This is a genomic window from Serratia ureilytica (assembly GCF_017309605.1).
Taxonomy (GTDB): domain Bacteria; phylum Pseudomonadota; class Gammaproteobacteria; order Enterobacterales; family Enterobacteriaceae; genus Serratia; species Serratia ureilytica.
The window spans coordinates 1950420-1968246 of record NZ_CP071320.1 but is presented as its reverse complement, the minus strand read 5'-3'; the positions used below and the strand labels follow the sequence as shown (position 1 = coordinate 1968246).

At 58.4% G+C, this 17827-nt stretch carries 18 protein-coding genes; 4 read left to right on the top strand and 14 right to left on the bottom strand.

The window, feature by feature from the left end:
* Window positions 1-114 precede the first annotated feature (114 nt).
* From cheZ to J0X03_RS09020, 13 genes are all read right to left on the bottom strand, one after another.
* Complete coding sequence (cheZ, locus tag J0X03_RS09080) at window positions 115-759, bottom strand: protein phosphatase CheZ (protein ID WP_004934858.1); 645 nt, start codon at window positions 757-759, stop codon at window positions 115-117.
* A 10-nt stretch (window positions 760-769) separates the two neighbouring features.
* The gene (cheY, locus tag J0X03_RS09075; RefSeq protein ID WP_004934862.1) at window positions 770-1159 is read right to left on the bottom strand and encodes a chemotaxis response regulator CheY; all 390 of its coding nucleotides are present in this window, start codon (window positions 1157-1159) and stop codon (window positions 770-772) included.
* Window positions 1160-1261: 102 nt separating this feature from the next.
* Window positions 1262-2311 carry a protein-glutamate methylesterase/protein-glutamine glutaminase gene (locus J0X03_RS09070; RefSeq protein WP_033643532.1) on the bottom strand — a complete coding sequence of 350 codons (1050 nt, stop codon included), beginning with the start codon at window positions 2309-2311 and terminating at the stop codon, window positions 1262-1264.
* A complete protein-coding gene (cheR, locus tag J0X03_RS09065; protein ID WP_025159837.1) occupies window positions 2311-3183 on the bottom strand; it encodes a protein-glutamate O-methyltransferase CheR in 873 nt (290 codons plus the stop codon). Before cheR ends, J0X03_RS09070 begins: the two co-directional genes overlap by 1 nt.
* A gap of 37 nt (window positions 3184-3220) precedes the next feature.
* On the bottom strand, window positions 3221-4837 hold the full coding sequence (locus tag J0X03_RS09060) for a methyl-accepting chemotaxis protein (protein ID WP_033643533.1): 1617 nt from the start codon (window positions 4835-4837) through the stop codon (window positions 3221-3223).
* Window positions 4838-4912: 75 nt separating this feature from the next.
* Complete coding sequence (tsr, locus tag J0X03_RS09055) at window positions 4913-6583, bottom strand: methyl-accepting chemotaxis protein (protein WP_033643534.1); 1671 nt, start codon at window positions 6581-6583, stop codon at window positions 4913-4915.
* A 195-nt stretch (window positions 6584-6778) separates the two neighbouring features.
* Window positions 6779-7279: a chemotaxis protein CheW gene (gene cheW / locus J0X03_RS09050; protein ID WP_025303271.1), complete on the bottom strand. Its 501-nt coding sequence runs from the start codon at window positions 7277-7279 to the stop codon at window positions 6779-6781.
* Window positions 7280-7311: 32 nt separating this feature from the next.
* The gene (gene cheA / locus J0X03_RS09045) at window positions 7312-9333 is read right to left on the bottom strand and encodes a chemotaxis protein CheA (protein ID WP_060660580.1); all 2022 of its coding nucleotides are present in this window, start codon (window positions 9331-9333) and stop codon (window positions 7312-7314) included.
* A complete protein-coding gene (gene motB, locus J0X03_RS09040) occupies window positions 9330-10394 on the bottom strand; it encodes a flagellar motor protein MotB (protein ID WP_033643536.1) in 1065 nt (354 codons plus the stop codon). The genes cheA and motB overlap by 4 nt, the downstream gene beginning before the upstream one ends.
* Window positions 10391-11281, bottom strand: coding sequence for a flagellar motor stator protein MotA (motA, locus tag J0X03_RS09035; protein WP_015378266.1), 891 nt, complete (start codon window positions 11279-11281; stop codon window positions 10391-10393). The genes motB and motA overlap by 4 nt, the downstream gene beginning before the upstream one ends.
* 145 nt (window positions 11282-11426) lie before the next feature.
* Window positions 11427-12011 (bottom strand): flagellar transcriptional regulator FlhC, encoded by a 585-nt coding sequence (gene flhC / locus J0X03_RS09030; protein WP_016927281.1) that lies wholly within the window; start codon window positions 12009-12011, stop codon window positions 11427-11429.
* On the bottom strand, window positions 12011-12361 hold the full coding sequence (gene flhD / locus J0X03_RS09025; protein WP_033643537.1) for a flagellar transcriptional regulator FlhD: 351 nt from the start codon (window positions 12359-12361) through the stop codon (window positions 12011-12013). The genes flhC and flhD overlap by 1 nt, the downstream gene beginning before the upstream one ends.
* 829 nt (window positions 12362-13190) lie before the next feature.
* Window positions 13191-13439 (bottom strand): hypothetical protein, encoded by a 249-nt coding sequence (locus J0X03_RS09020; protein ID WP_142002616.1) that lies wholly within the window; start codon window positions 13437-13439, stop codon window positions 13191-13193.
* Window positions 13440-13717: 278 nt separating this feature from the next.
* On the opposite strand from J0X03_RS09020, the gene ydgT reads away from it, so the two are divergent.
* The 3 genes from ydgT to J0X03_RS09005 all read left to right on the top strand — a co-directional run bounded on the left by ydgT (window position 13718) and on the right by J0X03_RS09005 (window position 15667).
* Window positions 13718-13933 (top strand): transcription modulator YdgT, encoded by a 216-nt coding sequence (gene ydgT, locus J0X03_RS09015; protein ID WP_004934895.1) that lies wholly within the window; start codon window positions 13718-13720, stop codon window positions 13931-13933.
* Window positions 13934-14130: 197 nt separating this feature from the next.
* The gene (gene uspC, locus J0X03_RS09010) at window positions 14131-14550 is read left to right on the top strand and encodes a universal stress protein UspC (protein WP_033650858.1); all 420 of its coding nucleotides are present in this window, start codon (window positions 14131-14133) and stop codon (window positions 14548-14550) included.
* A gap of 85 nt (window positions 14551-14635) precedes the next feature.
* Window positions 14636-15667: an NADP-dependent oxidoreductase gene (locus tag J0X03_RS09005; protein WP_033650857.1), complete on the top strand. Its 1032-nt coding sequence runs from the start codon at window positions 14636-14638 to the stop codon at window positions 15665-15667.
* Window positions 15668-15702: 35 nt separating this feature from the next.
* Here J0X03_RS09005 and pcp read toward each other — a convergent pair whose 3' ends face one another.
* Window positions 15703-16350, bottom strand: coding sequence for a pyroglutamyl-peptidase I (gene pcp / locus J0X03_RS09000; RefSeq protein ID WP_033644303.1), 648 nt, complete (start codon window positions 16348-16350; stop codon window positions 15703-15705).
* A 97-nt stretch (window positions 16351-16447) separates the two neighbouring features.
* On the opposite strand from pcp, the gene J0X03_RS08995 reads away from it, so the two are divergent.
* Window positions 16448-17380: a LysR family transcriptional regulator gene (locus tag J0X03_RS08995; protein WP_033643541.1), complete on the top strand. Its 933-nt coding sequence runs from the start codon at window positions 16448-16450 to the stop codon at window positions 17378-17380.
* Window positions 17381-17827: the final 447 nt, after the last annotated feature.

Below are 17827 nucleotides of genomic sequence, written 5' to 3'. Positions count from 1 at the left end.
AAAATTGGCGATGTCATTGGCGGAACAACGGGGAAAAAGGCGGGTTATTTAGGGGATGAGACCAAAACTGCGTGGCTTGTTGTCGGGGCGCGCCGTCGCGCGCCCCGAAAGGCCTCAGAAACCGAGGCTGTCGAGCAGATCGTCGACCTGCGCCTGGTTGGCGATCACGCCGACGCCGTTCTGGTCGAGCTGCGGGCCGTTCAGCAGGCTGTCGTTCGGCCGTTTTTCCTTCACCGGCTGCTCCGGCATGTTTTCCATCAGCACCATCAGCAGCTGCTTTTCGATCTCCTGCACCACGTCCATCATGCGCTTGATCACCTGACCGGTCAGATCCTGGAAGTCCTGCGCCATCATGATTTCCAGCAGCTGAGCGTTGGTGAAGGCCGTATGGCCCGGCACCTGATCCAGATACTGACGCGTGTCGTTGACCAGAGAACGCGCGTCGTCCAGTTCGATGGGATTGGCGAACCACTCGTCCCAGCGCCCTTTCAACGCGTTGGCGCCGGACTCCAGCTCCGCCTGGCGCGGTTGCGCCGCCTCCACGCAGTTCAACGCCCGTTCCGCCGCCTGCGCCGTCATGGTTACGACATAGTCAAGACGGTCGCGCGCATCCGGGATCGCCTCTGCCGCCTGGGCAATCGCCTGATCGAGCCCCAGTTCGCGCATGCTGTCGCGCAGCATTCGGGTCAGTTGGCCGATGCGGGAGATGATCTCTCCCGCGGTCGCTGCATCGCTGGCAGGCATTGGAATGTCTCTCATCGCCCTCTCCTTACATGCCCAATTTTTCAAAAATCTTGTTGAGCTTTTCTTCCAGCGTCGCCGCCGTAAAAGGTTTCACTACATAACCGCTGGCGCCGGCCTGCGCCGCCGCGATGATATTTTCTTTCTTGGCTTCCGCCGTCACCATCAGCACCGGCATCGCGGCCAGCGCGCTATCGGCGCGGATGGTCTGCAACAGTTCGAGCCCGTCCATGTTCGGCATGTTCCAGTCGGACACCACGAAGTCGAAACCGCCGGCGCGCAGCTTGTTCAGCGCATCTGCGCCATCTTCAGCTTCTTCGACGTTGTTGAAGCCCAGCTCTTTCAGCAAATTTCTGACGATGCGGCGCATGGTGGAGAAGTCGTCCACAACCAGAAATCTGAGGTTCTTGTCTGCCATTGTTACTCCTGAAATAGTTAACCGTTTAATGATGCAAAACCGCAGGCCGCCGCGCGGCGACCGTAGGTCATATCGCCGCCGGGCAAACCCTGCGGACTGAAATCAAATGCGCAATGCCTGGCCGCCGGAAATCTGCGCCAGCATGCGCTGGCTCATCCTGTCCAACTCGACCACTTCGCTGACGCCGCCGCCGGCGATCGCCTCGCGTGGCATGCCGAACACCACACAGCTCGCCTCGTTCTGCGCCAGGGTATAGGCCCCGGCGCGGTGCATCTCCAGCATCCCCGCCGCCCCGTCGTTCCCCATGCCGGTGAGGATCACCCCCACCGCATTGCGGCCGGCATATTGCGCTACCGAGCGGAACAGCACGTCGACCGACGGACGATGGCGGTTGACCGCCGGGCCGTCATGCAGCTTCACCTGATAGTTGGCGCCGCTGCGCGCCAGCTCCAGGTGGCGATCCCCCGGGGCGATGTAAGCATGGCCCGGCAGTACGCGCTCGCCGTCCTCCGCTTCTTTCACCGTGATCTGGCACAGCTTGTTCAGCCGTTCGGCGAACGAACGGGTGAACCCCGGCGGCATGTGCTGGGTGATCAGCAGCGCCGGACTGGTGGCCGGCAGCGGCTGTAGCACCTGGCGGATCGCTTCGGTGCCGCCGGTGGAAGCACCGATGGCGATCAGTTTTTCACTGCTCAGCAGCGGCGCATGGCTGAGGATCGCCGGCGCCGGGCTGCTGGATCGCTGCGGCAGGCGCGCTCTGGCGGCGGTGCGGATCTTCTCGGCGATCAGTTCGCTGTAGGCCAACATGCCCTCGCGAATGCCGAGCTGCGGTTTGGTGACGAAATCCACCGCGCCCAGCTCCAGCGCTCGCAGCGTGATCTCCGAGCCTTTACCGGTCAGCGAAGAAACCATCACTACCGGCATCGGCCGCAGGCGCATCAGCTTCTCGAGGAAATCCAGCCCGTCCATGCGTGGCATCTCGACGTCCAGCGTCAGCACCTGAGGATTAAATTTTTTGATCAGATCGCGCGCCACCAGCGGATCCGGCGCGGTCGCCACCATTTCCATGTCGGGGTGGCCGTTCACGATTTCCGTCATCAGCTGACGCATCAGTGCCGAATCGTCTACGCATAACACTCTGATTTTACTCATTACCTCTCCTTGGTCAGCCCATACACGGTCTGCCCACGCAAGTAGAAATCCCGGCTGATCTGGCTGAAGTTCTCGGAGTGGCCGGCGAACATCAGCCCCCCCGGCTTAAGCAAGGGAACGAAGCGGCGCAGGATGCGCTCCTGCGTCGCCTTATCGAAATAGATCATGACGTTGCGGCAAAAAATGGCGTCAAATTGCCCCGGCAGCGCCCATTCCGGCGCCAGCAGGTTCAACGGCTGGAAGTTCACCCGCGCCGCCAGTTCCGGCCGCACGCGCACCAGCCCCTGATGCGGCCCGGTACCACGCAAAAAATAGCGCTGCATTTGGGTCGGCGTCAGGGTGCGCAGATCTTCCTGGCGGTAAACACCCGCTTCCGCTTTTTCCAACACCTGCGTGTCGATGTCGCTGGCCCAGACCTGGCAACTGCCGGCCCGCTGCCCCAGGGCATCGCTCAGCGTGATGGCGATCGAATACGGCTCTTCGCCGGTCGAGGCCGCAGTGCTCCAGACGCTGTAGCCGTTCGGCCGCGAGCGCGCATGCTCCGCCAGGATCGGGAAGTGATGCGCCTCGCGGAAAAATGCCGTCAGGTTGGTGGTCAATGCGTTGATGAACGCCTGCCACTCCGCGCTGTTCGGATCGCTTTCCAGCAGCGCCAAATAGTCGCCGAAATCGTGCAATCCCAGCAGCCGCAACCGGCGCACCAGGCGGTTGTAAACCATCTCGCGCTTATGCTCCGCCAGCACGATGCCGGCGCGTTGATAAATCAACTGGCTGATACGGCGAAAATGCACGTCCGACAGCGGCAGGCGCTGCACCATTTGCGTCAACATCGACGCAGTATCCCGGTTAGAAGTTGACGGCGCCTGTTTCATGCCGCCTCACCGGAGAAAAACGTGCTGTTTATGCGGTTTAACAATCTTGGGCTTCCTTTACCACGGGTGAAACTGCGTTGTTGCTGTTACCTGGCGCGACGACGTTATCGTCCGCCAGACGGAATACCGCGACCGCGTCGGCCAGGGTAATGGCCTGCTCTTCCAGCGCGGTGGCGGCAGAAGCGGACTCTTCCACCAGCGCAGCGTTCTGCTGGGTAACCTGGTCCATCTGGGTCACCGCCTGCGTCACCTGTTCGATGCCGCGGCTTTGTTCATCCGAAGCCGACGCGATCTCGCCCATGATGTCGGTCACGCGAGTTACCGAACGCACAATGTCCTGCATGGTGGCGCCGGAGTTTTCCACCAGCACCGAGCCGTGTTTGACGCGGCTGACCGATTCGTCGATCAGCACCTTGATCTCTTTCGCCGCCTGCGCGCTGCGGCTCGCCAGGTTGCGCACTTCACCGGCGACCACCGCGAAACCCCGCCCCTGTTCGCCGGCGCGCGCCGCTTCCACCGCCGCATTGAGCGCCAGAATGTTGGTCTGGAAGGCGATGCCGTCGATCACGCTGGTGATGGCGCCGATTTTCTGCGAACTGTTGGCGATATCGTGCATGGTGGTGACCACGTCACCGGCCAGTTCGCCGCCCTTGGCCGCGGTGGCCGAGGCGTCACGCGCCAGCTGAGACGCCTGCCGCGCATTGTCGGCGTTCTGTTTCACCGTCGCGGTCAGCTGTTCCATGCTGGCGGCGGTTTCTTCCAGCGACGCGGCCTGCTGCTCGGTGCGGGAAGAGAGATCGTTGTTGCCTTCGGCGATCTCCTGCAGGCCGATCAGAATCGACTCCGCCCCGTCGCGCACCGCGCCGACGGTGCCGATCAGCGACTGCTGCGTGCGTTGCAGGCTGGCGAACAGCATGCTGATTTCATTGCGGCCGTACACCTGAATCGGCGTCGCCAGATCGCCGGCGGCGATGCGTTCAAAGTGGCTGCGGATTTGGTTCAGCGGCTGTATCAGCATGGTGCGCAACCACCACATGGCGCTGCCGGTCACCACGATCAGCATCAATACCGCCCCCGCCAGCATCAGGCCCGCCAGCGTGAAGGAGAACTGATTAGCGTCTCTGGCCTCGCTGATGTCACCGTTCACCAACTGCAGGTACTGCACGAAGTCGGCCTCGAACAGGTCCTGGGTTTTCTGCGTCGGCTGATCCATAAACGCCTGCAGCTCGCCCTTTTCCAGGAAACCGATCAGCTCGCGCAGCGCGCCGCGCAGCCGCTCGTAGCTGGCCTTGGTGGTAGCCGTCTGCTGGTTCTGCTGTTCACTGCTGCGTTCAACCGCCATAAACTGATTGAAATAGAGATCGGCCTTCTGCAGCGAACTGCGGGCGTTGCTCATCAGCTCGTTCACCTGCTCCTGCGGCAGTTTCAGCGCCGCGCGGGTGCCGGCGCGGTTCAGCGTATTGCGCGCCTGCAACAGCGACACCCAGCTCAGGCTGAGCGAATCGCGCTGCTGGCTGCCGAGGGTGATGATGTCGAGGTTGTGGTTATCGGAGCGAAACGCGGAATACGACAGGCCGCTGCTGGCCAACTGCAGAACGCAGAAGGTCATCAACAACAGGAATAAGCTGGTAGAGATACGGATTCGGTTAAACACTTGAACCTCCTTGCAGCCGGCCGGCGACCGGCCTACGTAGGGAAAAGGGCCTCTGCGAGAGAGGCCCGATACCGGTCAGAACGTTTCCCAGTTATCCTGCAGATCGCTGGCGTTCATTTTCTTATGATTGATTACCGGTGTTACCGTCGCCTTGCTGGTGACAGGCGCTTTAAATTCTTCCTGGCCTTCCTGCCTCAGACGGAATACCGCTACCGACTGGGTCAGCATGCTGGCCTGTTCTTCCAGCGCCGCCGCCGCCGAGGCGGATTCTTCCACCAACGAGGCGTTCTGCTGGGTGACGCGGTCCATTTCCGCCACCGCCTGGCCAACCTGATCGATGCCGCGGCTCTGCTCGTCCGACGCCGAGGCGATTTCGCCCATGATGTCGGTCACGCGGGTGACGGCGTTGACGATGTCGCCCATGGTTTCCCCGGCGCTCTCGACCAGCACGGAACCCATATCGACGCGGCTGACCGAATCTTCGATCAGGCCTTTGATCTCTTTCGCCGCCTGTGCGCTGCGCTGCGCCAGGTTACGCACTTCACCGGCCACCACCGCGAAGCCACGGCCCTGTTCGCCGGCGCGCGCCGCTTCCACCGCGGCGTTCAGCGCCAGGATGTTAGTCTGGAAGGCAATGCCGTCGATCACGCCGGTGATATCGGCGATCTTCTGCGAGCTGCCGGCGATGTCATGCATGGTCTGCACCACGTTAGCCACGACCTTGCCGCCTTTCTGCGCGGTTTCAGAGGCGCTCAGCGCCAGTTGCGAAGCCTGACGCGCGTTTTCGGCGTTCTGTTTCACCGTCGCGGTCAGCTGTTCCATGCTGGCGGCGGTCTCTTCCAGCGACGCGGCCTGCTGCTCGGTGCGGGAAGAGAGATCGTTGTTGCCCGCGGCGATTTCGGACGCGCCGCTGTAGATGGCGTCTGCGCCCTGGCGCACGCCGCTGACGGTTTCAATCAGTTCGCCTTGCATGTGTTTCAGGCTGGCCGCCAGCACGCCCATTTCGTTGCGGCTGTTGACGACGATCTGCTGAGTCAGGTCGCCGGCGGCGATCTGTTTGATGTGCTCGATCATGCGGTTCAGCGGGCGTACCAGGATGTGATGGATACCAGTCCAGACCAGTACGATCACCGCCAGCACCACCACCAGGATCACGATCAGCGTCCAGATGGCCGAGTTGTATGAGCTGTTGCTGCCGTCGACCGCGATTTGGTACAGCTTGCCGTTTTGCTCCAGGTAAACGTTGTAGCTCTGCTCAAAGTTGTCCTGGTAACTCTGCGTAGGTTGATCGAAGAACGCGTTGATTTTGCCTTCGCCCAGCAGTTGGATCAGCTCGGAGAGCGCGCCGTACAGCACATCGTACTGATGCTTGAGGCGTTCCGCCGCCTGAGGATCCTGACGCGGGTCCTGAGGGATTTTCTCGTACGCGGCATAGTGTCTTTCCGCTTCGCCCAGCTCTTCCTTCGCCTTGGCCAGCAGTTCATCAATGGTGGCGCCGCTGCCGATCTTGTTGGTATCCATCATGTAGCGAATACCGGCACGGTTCAGGGAGTTGCGCGCCTGCAGCAGGTCAACGCGGCTTTCGCTCAGCTGCAGCTGCTGCTGACGAATAGTTTGCAGGACGGTAAAGTTTTCCTTATCGCTTTTCAGCGAGGAGAAAAAGAGTCCGCCCGAAATCAACTGCAAGGCGCCAAACAGCACCAACACCAGCAACAGGCTGGTGACCACCTTCATACGATTTAACATGATTTCCCTTGTTGAAGCCCGCGCAGACAGGCTCTGATGACGTTGAATGTGAGAGTTATCGGCGCAGCGCGGCAAAACTTTATGCGGGAAAGTAACTATTTTTAGTAGGGGTTCCGGGCGCGGCGGGCGGCATCGCGACAGGTCAGGGAACGTGAAGGTTGAAGGGGGCAGCGCCCTGCCCCCTTGAGTCTTGGATCAGACGCTTTTCGCCACGCTGTCGACCAGCGACATCTCTTCGCTGCTCAGCAGCTTTTCGATATCCACCAGGATCAACATGCGCTCGCCCAGCGAACCGAGGCCGGTGAGGTATTCGGTCGCCAGGGTCACCGCGAACTCCGGCGCCGGACGGATCTGCTCGGCGGTCAATGACAGCACGTCGGAGACGCCGTCAACCACGATGCCCACCACGCGCTGGCCAAAGTTCAACACGATCACCACGGTGTTCTCATCGTAGGAAACGCTCTGCTGGGAGAATTTCACCCGCAGATCGATGATGGGAACAATCACGCCGCGCAGGTTGGTGACGCCCTTGATGAACGCCGGGGTGTTGGCGATGCGGGTCACCTGATCGTAGCCGCGAATTTCCTGCACCTTGAGGATGTCGATGCCGTACTCCTCGTTGCCCAGGGTAAAAATCAGAAACTCTTGCCCTACCGTTTCGCCAGCCAATTTGCTGACGGCTGCCAATCCTGCCATATCATTCACCTTTTAAATCAATAAACTCATTATTATGCGGCGGCGTCCGTCAGACGCTTTTCACGGTTCAAGGTTTGCAACGCCGAGACATCGACGATCAAGGCCACGCTGCCGTCGCCCAAAATGGTCGCGGCGGAAATGCCCGGCACTTTGCGGTAGTTGCTTTCCAGATTCTTCACCACCACCTGATGCTGGCCAATCAGCTGATCTACCAGCAACGCATAGCGGCGGCCGGCGCTTTGCAGGATCACCACAATGCCCTGGGTGGCGTCGGTTTTGGCGCCTTCCACTTCGAATACCCGATACAGTTCCACCAGCGGCAGGTATTCGCCGCGCACCTGCAGCACGCGTTCGCCGCCGGCCAGCGGGTGCAAGTCTTCCGCCTGCGGCTGCAGCGATTCCATCACCGCGTTCAGCGGCAGAATAAAGACTTCGTCGTTCACTTTGACCGACATGCCGTCGAGGATCGCCAGCGTCAACGGCAGCAGAATGCGGATGGTGGTGCCTTTACCGGCCTGCGAACGGATCTCGACGTGGCCGCCCATCTCCTGAATATTTCTTTTCACCACGTCCATGCCGACGCCGCGGCCGGAAACGTCGGTCACCTGCTCGGCGGTGGAGAAGCCCGGCGCGAAGATCAGCATGCCGACCTCTTCGTCGCTCATGCTGTCGCTCACCGCCAGCCCTTGCGAAGCGGCCTTGGCGAGAATTTTTTCGCGGTTCAGACCGGCGCCGTCGTCGATGACCTCAATACAGATGTTGCCACCCTGGTGTTCGGCCGACAGCACCAGATTGCCCACCGCCGACTTGCCGGCGGCGATGCGGGTGGCCGGCTCTTCGATACCGTGATCGAGGCTGTTGCGCACCAGGTGCGTCAACGGGTCAATAATCCGTTCGATCAGGCTCTTATCCAGTTCGGTCGAGCTGCCCTGCAGCGTCAGCTCCACCTGTTTGTTCAGCTTGCCGGCCAGATCGCGCACCAGACGTGGGTAGCGGCTGAAGACGTATTCCATCGGCATCATGCGGATCGACATCACCGACTCCTGCAGATCGCGTGCGTTACGCTCCAGCTGGCTCATGCTGTTCAGCAGATCGCCGTGGTTCACCGGATCCAGCGTGCCGGAACGTTGCGCCAGCATCGACTGGGTGATCACCAGCTCGCCCACCAGGTTGATCAGCTGATCCACCTTTTCCACCGCTACGCGAATGCTGGTGGATTCGCTCGCCTTGGCGCGTGCTTTCGGCGCTTCGGCCGCTGCGGCCGCAGGTTTGGCGGCAGGCAGCGCAGCGCTGGCGTTCGGCGCTGGCGCCGGTTCCGGCGCAGCGACCGTCTCCGGCAAGTTCGCCTCCGCGACGGCCGGCGCGCTTTGCGTCGGCGTCGAGAAGCTGATTTGTTCCGGTTCCAGCACGAAGCACAGCACGGCGCTGATGTCGTCTTCGCTGGCGGAGGTGAGCAACGTCACGTCCAGGCTGTGTTCCGTCTGATGCGGGTCTTTAACTTCGCCGAGGTTGCCCAGCTCTTCCAACATCAAGGGGATTTCACTGGCTTTCAGCCCGTTCAGGCTGATGCGCATGCCGCCTTCGATCGCCGCCGGCGCGGCCGATGGCTGAGCGACCGGCTGCTGAACGGCGGGTTGAGCCGCAGGCGCCTCCTGCTGCTGTTGCGCTTCCAACGCCAGCTGACGCAGCGCCTGGCAAATGTATTCAAAGCTTTCAGCGTCAGGCTGTTGCGAGGTTTTATAGGCGTCCAGTTGCTCCTGCATAATGTCTTTGGTTTCCAGAAACAGGTTGATAATCTCGGTGCTCAGGCTCATTTCCTGGCGTCTTGCACCGTCCAGCAGGTTCTCCAGCAGGTGGGTGGTTTCCTGCAGCACCGAAAAACCAAAGGTCGCCGCGCCGCCCTTGATCGAATGCGCCGCGCGGAAGATGGCGTTCAACGGCTCGATATCGGGGGCCAGCGGATCCAGCTCCAGCAGGTGTTGCTCCATGTCGGCCAGCAACTCGTCCGCCTCATCAAAGAAGGTCTGATAAAAATCGCTAATGTCCATGCTCACGGGGTCACCTCTGGCTGTGAGTCGCGGTTAGTCGGTGCGGGTGCGGCCGCCGGTGGTTCCGGCGCCTGGTCGGCCGGGGCTATCGCCGGGGACGCCTGCGGGGGAGCGTTCGGCGTTGGTGCCGCGGGTTCCGGGGCTGTCGTCGAGGATTCCGGCGTTTGGCTGGCCGGCGCGGTCGCCGACGGCGCCAGCTGCTTCAGGCTGTCCGGCTGGGCAATATCCAGCGCGTTGCTTTCGGCATTTTCGTGCTCGATGCCCTCTTGCGTTTGCTTGTTCAACACCAGCACGGTGATGCGGCGGTTAATCGCATCATCGGCGCCATGCTGTTTCAGGCTCATGGTGGCCGCCATGCCTACCACCCGCAGCACTTTGCCTTCCGCCAGGCCGCCGGCGATCAGCTCGCGACGCGACGCGTTGGCGCGATCGGCCGACAGTTCCCAGTTGCTGTAGCCGCGTTCGCCGGTGGCGTAAGGGATGTCATCGGTGTGGCCGGACAGGCTGATTTTGTTCGGCAAGTCGTTAAGGATCGGCGCTATCGCGCGCAGAATATCGCGCATGTAGCTCTCGACCTGCGCGCTGCCGGTTTTGAACATCGGCCGGTTCTGGCTATCGATAATCTGGATGCGCAGCCCTTCGTCCATCATGTTGATCAACAGATGTGGACGCAGCGCCTTCAGGCGCGGATCGGACTCAATCAACTCATCCAGCTTTTCGCGCAGCTTGTTCAGGCGCAGCTCTTCGGCGCGCGAGTCCGGCGAATCGACCTGTTTTTTCACCAGGCCATGCTGTTGCGTTGGATCGTCGCCGCCGCCAGGAATGGGGCTGCTTTCGGAACTGCTCTTGTCGCCGCTGGTCAGGGCAACCTTGAGCGGCGTGCGGAAGTATTCGGCGATTTGCGTCAGCTCCTGCGGGCTGGCGATCGCCAGCAGCCACATCACCAGGAAGAACGCCATCATCGCCGTCATAAAGTCGGCATAAGCGATCTTCCAGGAGCCGCCGTGATGGGCGGCATGATGCGACTTGCGCTTTCTGACCAAAACGACCGGATGATTCTGTTTCATGCTTCTTCTTCTTCCGTCGCCTGCTGCGCCGGCGCTTTCACGCGGCGCACGTGTTCTTCCAGCTCAACGAAAGAAGGACGTTCGGTGGTATACAGCGTTTTACGGCCGAACTCGACCGCGATCTGCGGCGCGTAACCGTTCAGGCTCGACAACAGCGTGACTTTGATGCACTGCATCATCTTGACGTTTTCGGCGCTCTTCTGACGCAGCAACGTCGCCAGCGGCGAGATGAAGCCGTAGGCCAGCAAAATGCCGAGGAAAGTACCGACCATGGCGTTAGCGATCAGCGCGCCCAGTTCAGCGGCCGGACGGTCAGCCGAAGCCAGGGCGTGCACCACCCCCATCACCGCCGCGACGATGCCGAACGCCGGCAAGGAGTCGCCCACCATCGCCAGACTGCCGGCGGGCACTTCGCTTTCCTGCTCGTAGGTTTCGATCTCTTCGTCCATCAGCGCTTCGATCTCGAACGCATTCATATTGCCGCTCACCATCAGCCGTAAATAGTCGGTAATGAACTCCACCAGGGTGTTATCGGCAAGGATGCGCGGATAATTAGAGAAAATTTCACTTTCTTGCGGATTATCGATATCGAACTCGAGCGACAGCATGCCCTGCTGACGCGATTTGGCCAGCAGACGGAACAGCAACGCCATCAGATCCATATACAGATCTTTGTTGTATTTGGAACGGCGCATCAGGCGCGGCAGGGCGCGCAGCGTCGCTTTGATCGCCTTGCCGTTGTTGCCGACGATGAAAGCGCCGACCCCCGCCCCGCCGATAATCAGAAACTCCGCCGGCTGATATAACGCACCGAGATGACCGCCCACGATCAGGTAGCCGCCAAACACCGCACCCAATACCACGAGATAACCCAAAATAACTAGCACACGCATTCCTTAAATTAACAATGTGGATGGAAGGTGGGGCAAACGCGCCCTGGCGCGACAGACCAGGCTGCATGTCTGGGGGCGGCATGCCGCCCCTGCGTATCACACGTCGGTATTCATTGCCGAGAGCCGGCAACGTGGCGGCTCAAATGGCGCGTTTGACCTGCTCGTCCAGCAGTTGAGGAATAATATCGGCCAGTTGCGGCGAAAGTTTACGTCTTTTTACGGCGCGGGATGGGGGTTGGCATAAACTGCAGATGAAACCGTTCAGCGGCTGGTGCGCGTGGGTGATAAATGCGCCGCCGCAGCAGCTGCAAGCGGAGAGCTGCAACATGCCGCTGTCGACGAAGCGCACCAGCGTCCAGGCGCGGGTCAACGCCAGCAACGGCGCCTCGCCGGCCTGCTGCGGGCACTGCTCCAGGTAGAGGCGATAGGCTTTGATCACCGCTTCCACCCCGCTGCACTGTCCGCTTTTCATCAGAAACAGGTAGGCGTTATAAAACATCGAGGAATGAATATTCTGTTCCCAAGTCATAAACCAGTCGGTTGAGAACGGCAACATTCCTTTTGGCGGCGGGCTGCCGCGCAACTCCTTGTAAAGTTTAATCAAGCGCCCGCGGCTGAGCTGGGTTTCACTCTCCAGCATCTGCAAACGGGCCCCCAGCGAAATCAGCTCCATGGCGAGCTGAATGTCCTTGGCTTCTTGAACAATGCTTTTCTCAACCATCATCAGGCTCTTTTCTTCGTCGGGCTAGCGTCTTTACTCGATAGCTCTTGCAGTAAATGGCTTGATAGCAAAATGCCGGTATGGATTTGTTGCAGATCGTCGACGCGCGACTCTTTGGTCAGGCGTTCGATGGTCTGGTGATCGTTAAAGCGGAAGTGGCAAACCAGCTGGTTGGTCTCGGCCAGTTTGACCATTTGCGGCAAAGTCAGCTGCGCCAACGCATCGGCCATGGTCTCATCAATACCAAGGCGGAACATCGCGGACGCTTTTTCATCGTTGATCAAACGCTGTGCTAAAAGTAAATATGACAAATTGATGTCATAAATATGCTTAAGTAATTCAGACGTACCCATATTCCCCATCCCGACAGACTATGTTTAAAAACATACGCTGGGTGATAAATTTTATCGCCCGTGACCTGGGTTGTTTCCCAAAGTTGGCAAATTAATCTCTCAAAAACGACTGCTATAATTTTCGCCAATCGCTAAATTCGACCACTGTTCAGTATTTGCTACGAGCGTAAACCAACGTGTATGGATGTACAGCATTCTGCTTCGATAGTGTTTAGTCACCATGAAACTATTTTTACAAATTTAATAAGATTATTCCTAAAGCAGCGCAACTCTACCCCCGAACCATTAGCACACACAATGTAAGTGAGAGGCAATTTTAAATACAATGTGACATAGATCACAAAAATAAAAAATAATTAAGCCAAATACCCCTAAATTCGCACATTTTATGACCCGCATTTTGCTCATAAAATCGCCTTAGGTAAAAAAACGTCTTAAAAACAATGTTTATCAGCCAAAAAATTATCTTTTTTAGATCAATTCGAACAAAACCATCACCAAACCAAAATAACAGAACAAAAATCTGCATATAGGCAACAATCTTAGTATAAATAACCATTTTAGCCGCTAAAAAATATCCCAGGTGAAAAATAACCAATGTAAACTATAAGGTTATTAGCTATCGGATTTGACTTAAACCCTCCGCAGAGGGTTGTTCTAATTTTCAACATCAGGTGATTATGGCTTATCAATGATTCGCTGGCGTAGTGAACAAGCCAATAGACGTAACGATATGTTTCCGTATTAGCGCGGCGCAAGAATGTTTTTTTAACGTTAAATTGCCCCAAAACGACATATCGGCAGCACATCCTAAAGCTTTAGCGTTTTTTTATTTCTTTTTTGCCGGCGCATTAATTACCACGCCGTTCCAGACGTTATTAAAATTCCCGCGCCCCATCGTTTCATTGCAATAAAATAAAACGCAGTTTTGTTTTACTTGCCATAATCGCGCAGGCCAAACAGGCGTAGTTTCAATGCCGACAGCGGCAACATACATCGCCTCGTGCTGCGAGCGCCCTGCGGACAGGTGAAAAAAACGCCGCCAAAGGAGAGCGAGCGCGGCTTCGCGCGCTTGCATGCAGCGAAACGTCGACGCTTAAGCTTCTCGTTCGTGACGCATCGCCCTGAGACTTTCCCTATTTCTTCATTTATCAGCAGGATGAGATTGCTGATGGCGCACTTGCATATTATGATTTATCCCAGCGCCGCCACGGGCGGCGTCACATTATTACCCAGTGCAATTTATTCACTTGAAATGATTTTTGTCAGGTCGTACATCGCTGCCTCGACGGCGTCGCCGTGAGCCGCTATGTGTTATTCACCCGGCTTTAACTATTAACAGGCTATATTTTAATCATGACCGATACGCTCGAATATCTGCTGACATTCCGTAAATGCTCCTCTTTGGACAGCCTGGAGAAGGTGTACGACAAACTGAACTATTCCATTGAAAACGATACAGAAATGAGCAATATGTACCGTGCTGCCGACCACCGTCGCGCCGAGCTGGTTGCCGGTAAATTGTTCGATCTGGGCAAGGTGCCGAAAACGCTGTGGGCGCAGGTGCTTTAATTCAGTGAAATTACGTGCGGCAACGGTTTTATCTTTTATTGCTATATAACCGGAGCAAACTCAGCTTTTATTGCCGCGCGTGATGCGAAACACATTTATTCCCCCCGCCAGGTTCTACCCTTTATCCGAGCGCAGCATTTCATCCAAGGCCCCGACGCGGCAGCCTGAAACACGACGGATGCAACAAGGAGTGGAATATGGGGTATCAAAACGTTCTGGTTACCGTCGCCGTCGCGCCTGACAGCCATCGCCTGGTGGAAAAGGCCGTCTCTATCGTCCGCCCCTACGGCGGCAACATCACCCTGTTAAGCACCCTCGCCAATCCGGAAATGTACAATAATTTCGCCGGGCCGATGCTGGCCGATTTGCGCACGCTGATGGAAGAGGAAACCCGGCTGTTTATGGAGGAACTGCGCCAACGCGCCGGCTACCCGATCGCCGATACCCTTATCGTGCATGGCGAGCTTGGCGACAGCCTGGAATTCGCCAGCCGCCGTCAGCCGTTCGACCTGCTGCTCTGCGGCAATCACCGCGACAGCATGATGAACAAAGTCTCCTGTTCCGCCGCCCGCTTCATCAACATCAGCCATATCGACGTGCTGATCGTTCCGCTCTGAGGCTAAGCACATTCGGTAACGTTGCCTTGGTGCCCCTGGACTAGGCTTAACGAACCTTGTTTGTCGCAACACAAAGGAGCTTTCGATGTCCCCTTCTCAACAGAACCGCCGCTTTCTGCTGGCCTCGCGTCCGCACGGCGAACCGACGGCGGCGAATTTCCGCCTCGACACGGTCGCCGTGCCACAACCCGAGGCCGGCCAGCTGCTGCTGCGCACCGTATATCTGTCGTTGGATCCTTATATGCGCGGACGCATGAGCGATGCACCCTCCTACGCGCCGCCGGTGGAAATCGGTCAGGTCATGGTGGGCGGAACGGTATCTCGCGTGGCGGCCTCACAGCATCCCGATTTCAACGTCGGCGATTGGGTATTGGGCTATGACGGTTGGCAGGATTACGCGCTGTCCGACGGCAGCGGCCTGCGCAATCTCGGCCCACACTTGCCGCACCCTTCCCGCCTGCTCGGCGTGCTGGGCATGCCCGGTTTTACCGCTTACATGGGGCTGCTCGATATCGGCCAACCGCAGGCGGGTGAAACGCTGGTGGTCGCCGCCGCCAGCGGCGCGGTCGGTTCAGTGGTCGGCCAAATCGGCAAACTGAAAGGCTGCCGCGTCGTCGGCGTTGCCGGCGGTGCGGACAAATGCCGCTATGTGGTGGAAGAGTTGGGTTTCGACGCCTGTATCGATCACCGTGCCCCCGACTTTGCCGAACAGCTGGCCGCCGCCTGTCCGCAGGGCATCGACATCTATTATGAGAACGTCGGCGGCGCCGTATTCGACGCCGTGTTGCCGCTGTTGAACGCCAAAGCGCGCATTCCGGTCTGCGGCATCATCGCCCATTACAATGCCACCGGGTTACCCGCCGGGCCGGACCGCTTACCGTTGCTGGAAGGGCTGATCTTACGTAAACGTATCCGCATGCAGGGCTTTATCATCTTCGACGATTACGGTTCACGCTTTGATGAATTCCTGCAACAGATGAGCAGTTGGGTCGAGCAAGGAAAGATCAAGTTCCGCGAGGACATCGTCGATGGACTGGAGCAGGCGCCGCAGGCCTTTATCGGCCTGCTGCAGGGCAAAAACTTCGGCAAATTGGTGATCCGCGTCGCTGACGAATAACGCGCATCAGGGCGTGGCGCGCCACGCCCTGCTTGTCAATGCACGGCACCGTCGCCGAATTGCACATCCTCCTCTACCGTGAGCGTCACCTGCACGAGAGTGCGCACCGCTTCCACCATCGTCGCCAGCGCCATACTCGGCTTGCCCGGATGCGCCGCCGCCAGTTCATGGCTGTACGGAATGTGCACGAATCCGCCCCTGGCCCGCGAATGCCGCGTCTCCAGATAGTGACGCAGACCATAAAAAATATGGTTGCAGTTATAGGTGCCCGCCGTGTAAGAAACGCCCGCCGGGATCCCCTGCCGGCGCAGTTGCTGCACCGCGGCCTTGACGGGCAGCGTACTGAAATAGCCCACCGGCCCGCCGGCAACCACCGGCACGTCAATCGGCTGTTTACCGGCATTGTCGGGAATGCGGGCATCGATCAAATTGATGGCTACCCGTTCCAGGGATATTTCGGCTCGGCCGCCGGCCAGCCCCAGACAGATCACCGCCAGCGGCTGCAATGCCTCAATCGCCGCGATCAGCTGCTGGTTGGCCACGCCCAATACGCACGGCAACTCGAGCACCGCGATCTCCGCGCCGGCGATACGCTCTCCGGCCAATGCCTGCGCGACCTGCCAGGAAGGGTTCACCGCGTCACCCTCGAACGGCTCAATGCCGGTGATTAACACTTTGTTCATCATTTCCCCTGATTGAAGGCTAAATTCGTGTGCTACCAGCCTAGGGAACGCTGTAAGATTCTGGAAATGGATTATCTGTATATAGAGTATTCATAAAATGAATTTAGCCAACGTCGATCTCAATTTACTGGTGGTGTTTGAAGCGCTGTATCAGACTCGTAACGTCACCGCCGCGGGCCGGCGTCTTAACCGCGCGCAACCTTCCGTCAGCAATGCATTGGCGCGACTGCGCATTCTGCTCAACGATCCGCTGTTTGTCCGCAGCGGCGGCGGCATGGCGCCCACGCCGCGCGCCCACCAGCTTATGCCGCAGATACAGCGGGTGCTTGAGCAAATCCATCTGGCGTTGGCGCCCCCTGCCCGTTTCGATCCGGCCACCGCCGGGCAGCGGCGTTTTACGCTGGCCGCCGGCGACTATGCGGATATCTTGCTGCTGCCCGCCATCATCAGCCGTTTGCGTCAGGCGGCACCCGGCATCGATATTCGCGTTTCGCGTCTGGATCGCCGCAATATTTACCGTCAATTGGATAGCGGGGAGGTGGATGTCGCGCTGGGAGGGCATCTTTCCGGGGCGGAAAGTCACTATGTGCGCACGTTGTTTGAAGAGCATCTGGTCTGTATCGCCAGCCGTTCACACCCGCAATTGGCGGATGGCCGCTGGGATCTGGCCCGCTACCTCAGCCTGCCGCACGGGCTGTACGCGCCGGCTGACGACGGCTCCGCCAGAGGCTTGGTCGACCGCCGCCTGGCGGAAATCGGCGGCCAGCGGCGCGTCGCCGTGACCTTTTCACACATTGTCGCCCTGCCGGCGGTGGTCGCCGACAGCGATCTGATCGCCACCCTGGCCGCCAGCGTGGCCCGGCGTTTTTCCGATCCGCAACGCGTACGCATTCTCCCGCTGCCTGAGGAGTTGGCCATCGCGCCTTTCCCCATTGAGCTGATCGCCGGCCGACAGGCGCAACGCGACCCGGCCTTAATCTGGCTCTGTGACCTGATAAGCCGACTTTCCCTCGATCCCCTTCCGCGCTAACCGCATCAATTGCTGCTTTATCAACCATTCAGACTCACCGTCGGAGGCCCGCACCGCGGGCTTTTCACGCAGGCCAAATAGGAATCATCCGAATTAACATTCGGTAAATTTATATATTTGATCATCTTTAACTAACGAATGGTAAGGATAAAAAATACTCAGTGACTTTTTTCACGGAAAAAAAGAGTTGTTTTATAAACACGTTGACTTAAGTGTTACAGATTTATTATTTGGTATTACCATTTTCCCAATAATTTTGGATAAAAAAAGATCTGCTCGTATCCATATGTTTTAGATAATAAAAAACCAGATCGTGAGCGAGTTAACGAATTGAGCATTGATCCACAAGGCTATTTTGCAAATGCAGAGCTCTATTGTAGACTGCACAAATCGTGCCTTTGTGTAAACTTTGTTAAATCTTTCGTCAGCCCCTGTCTCAATTCGTGA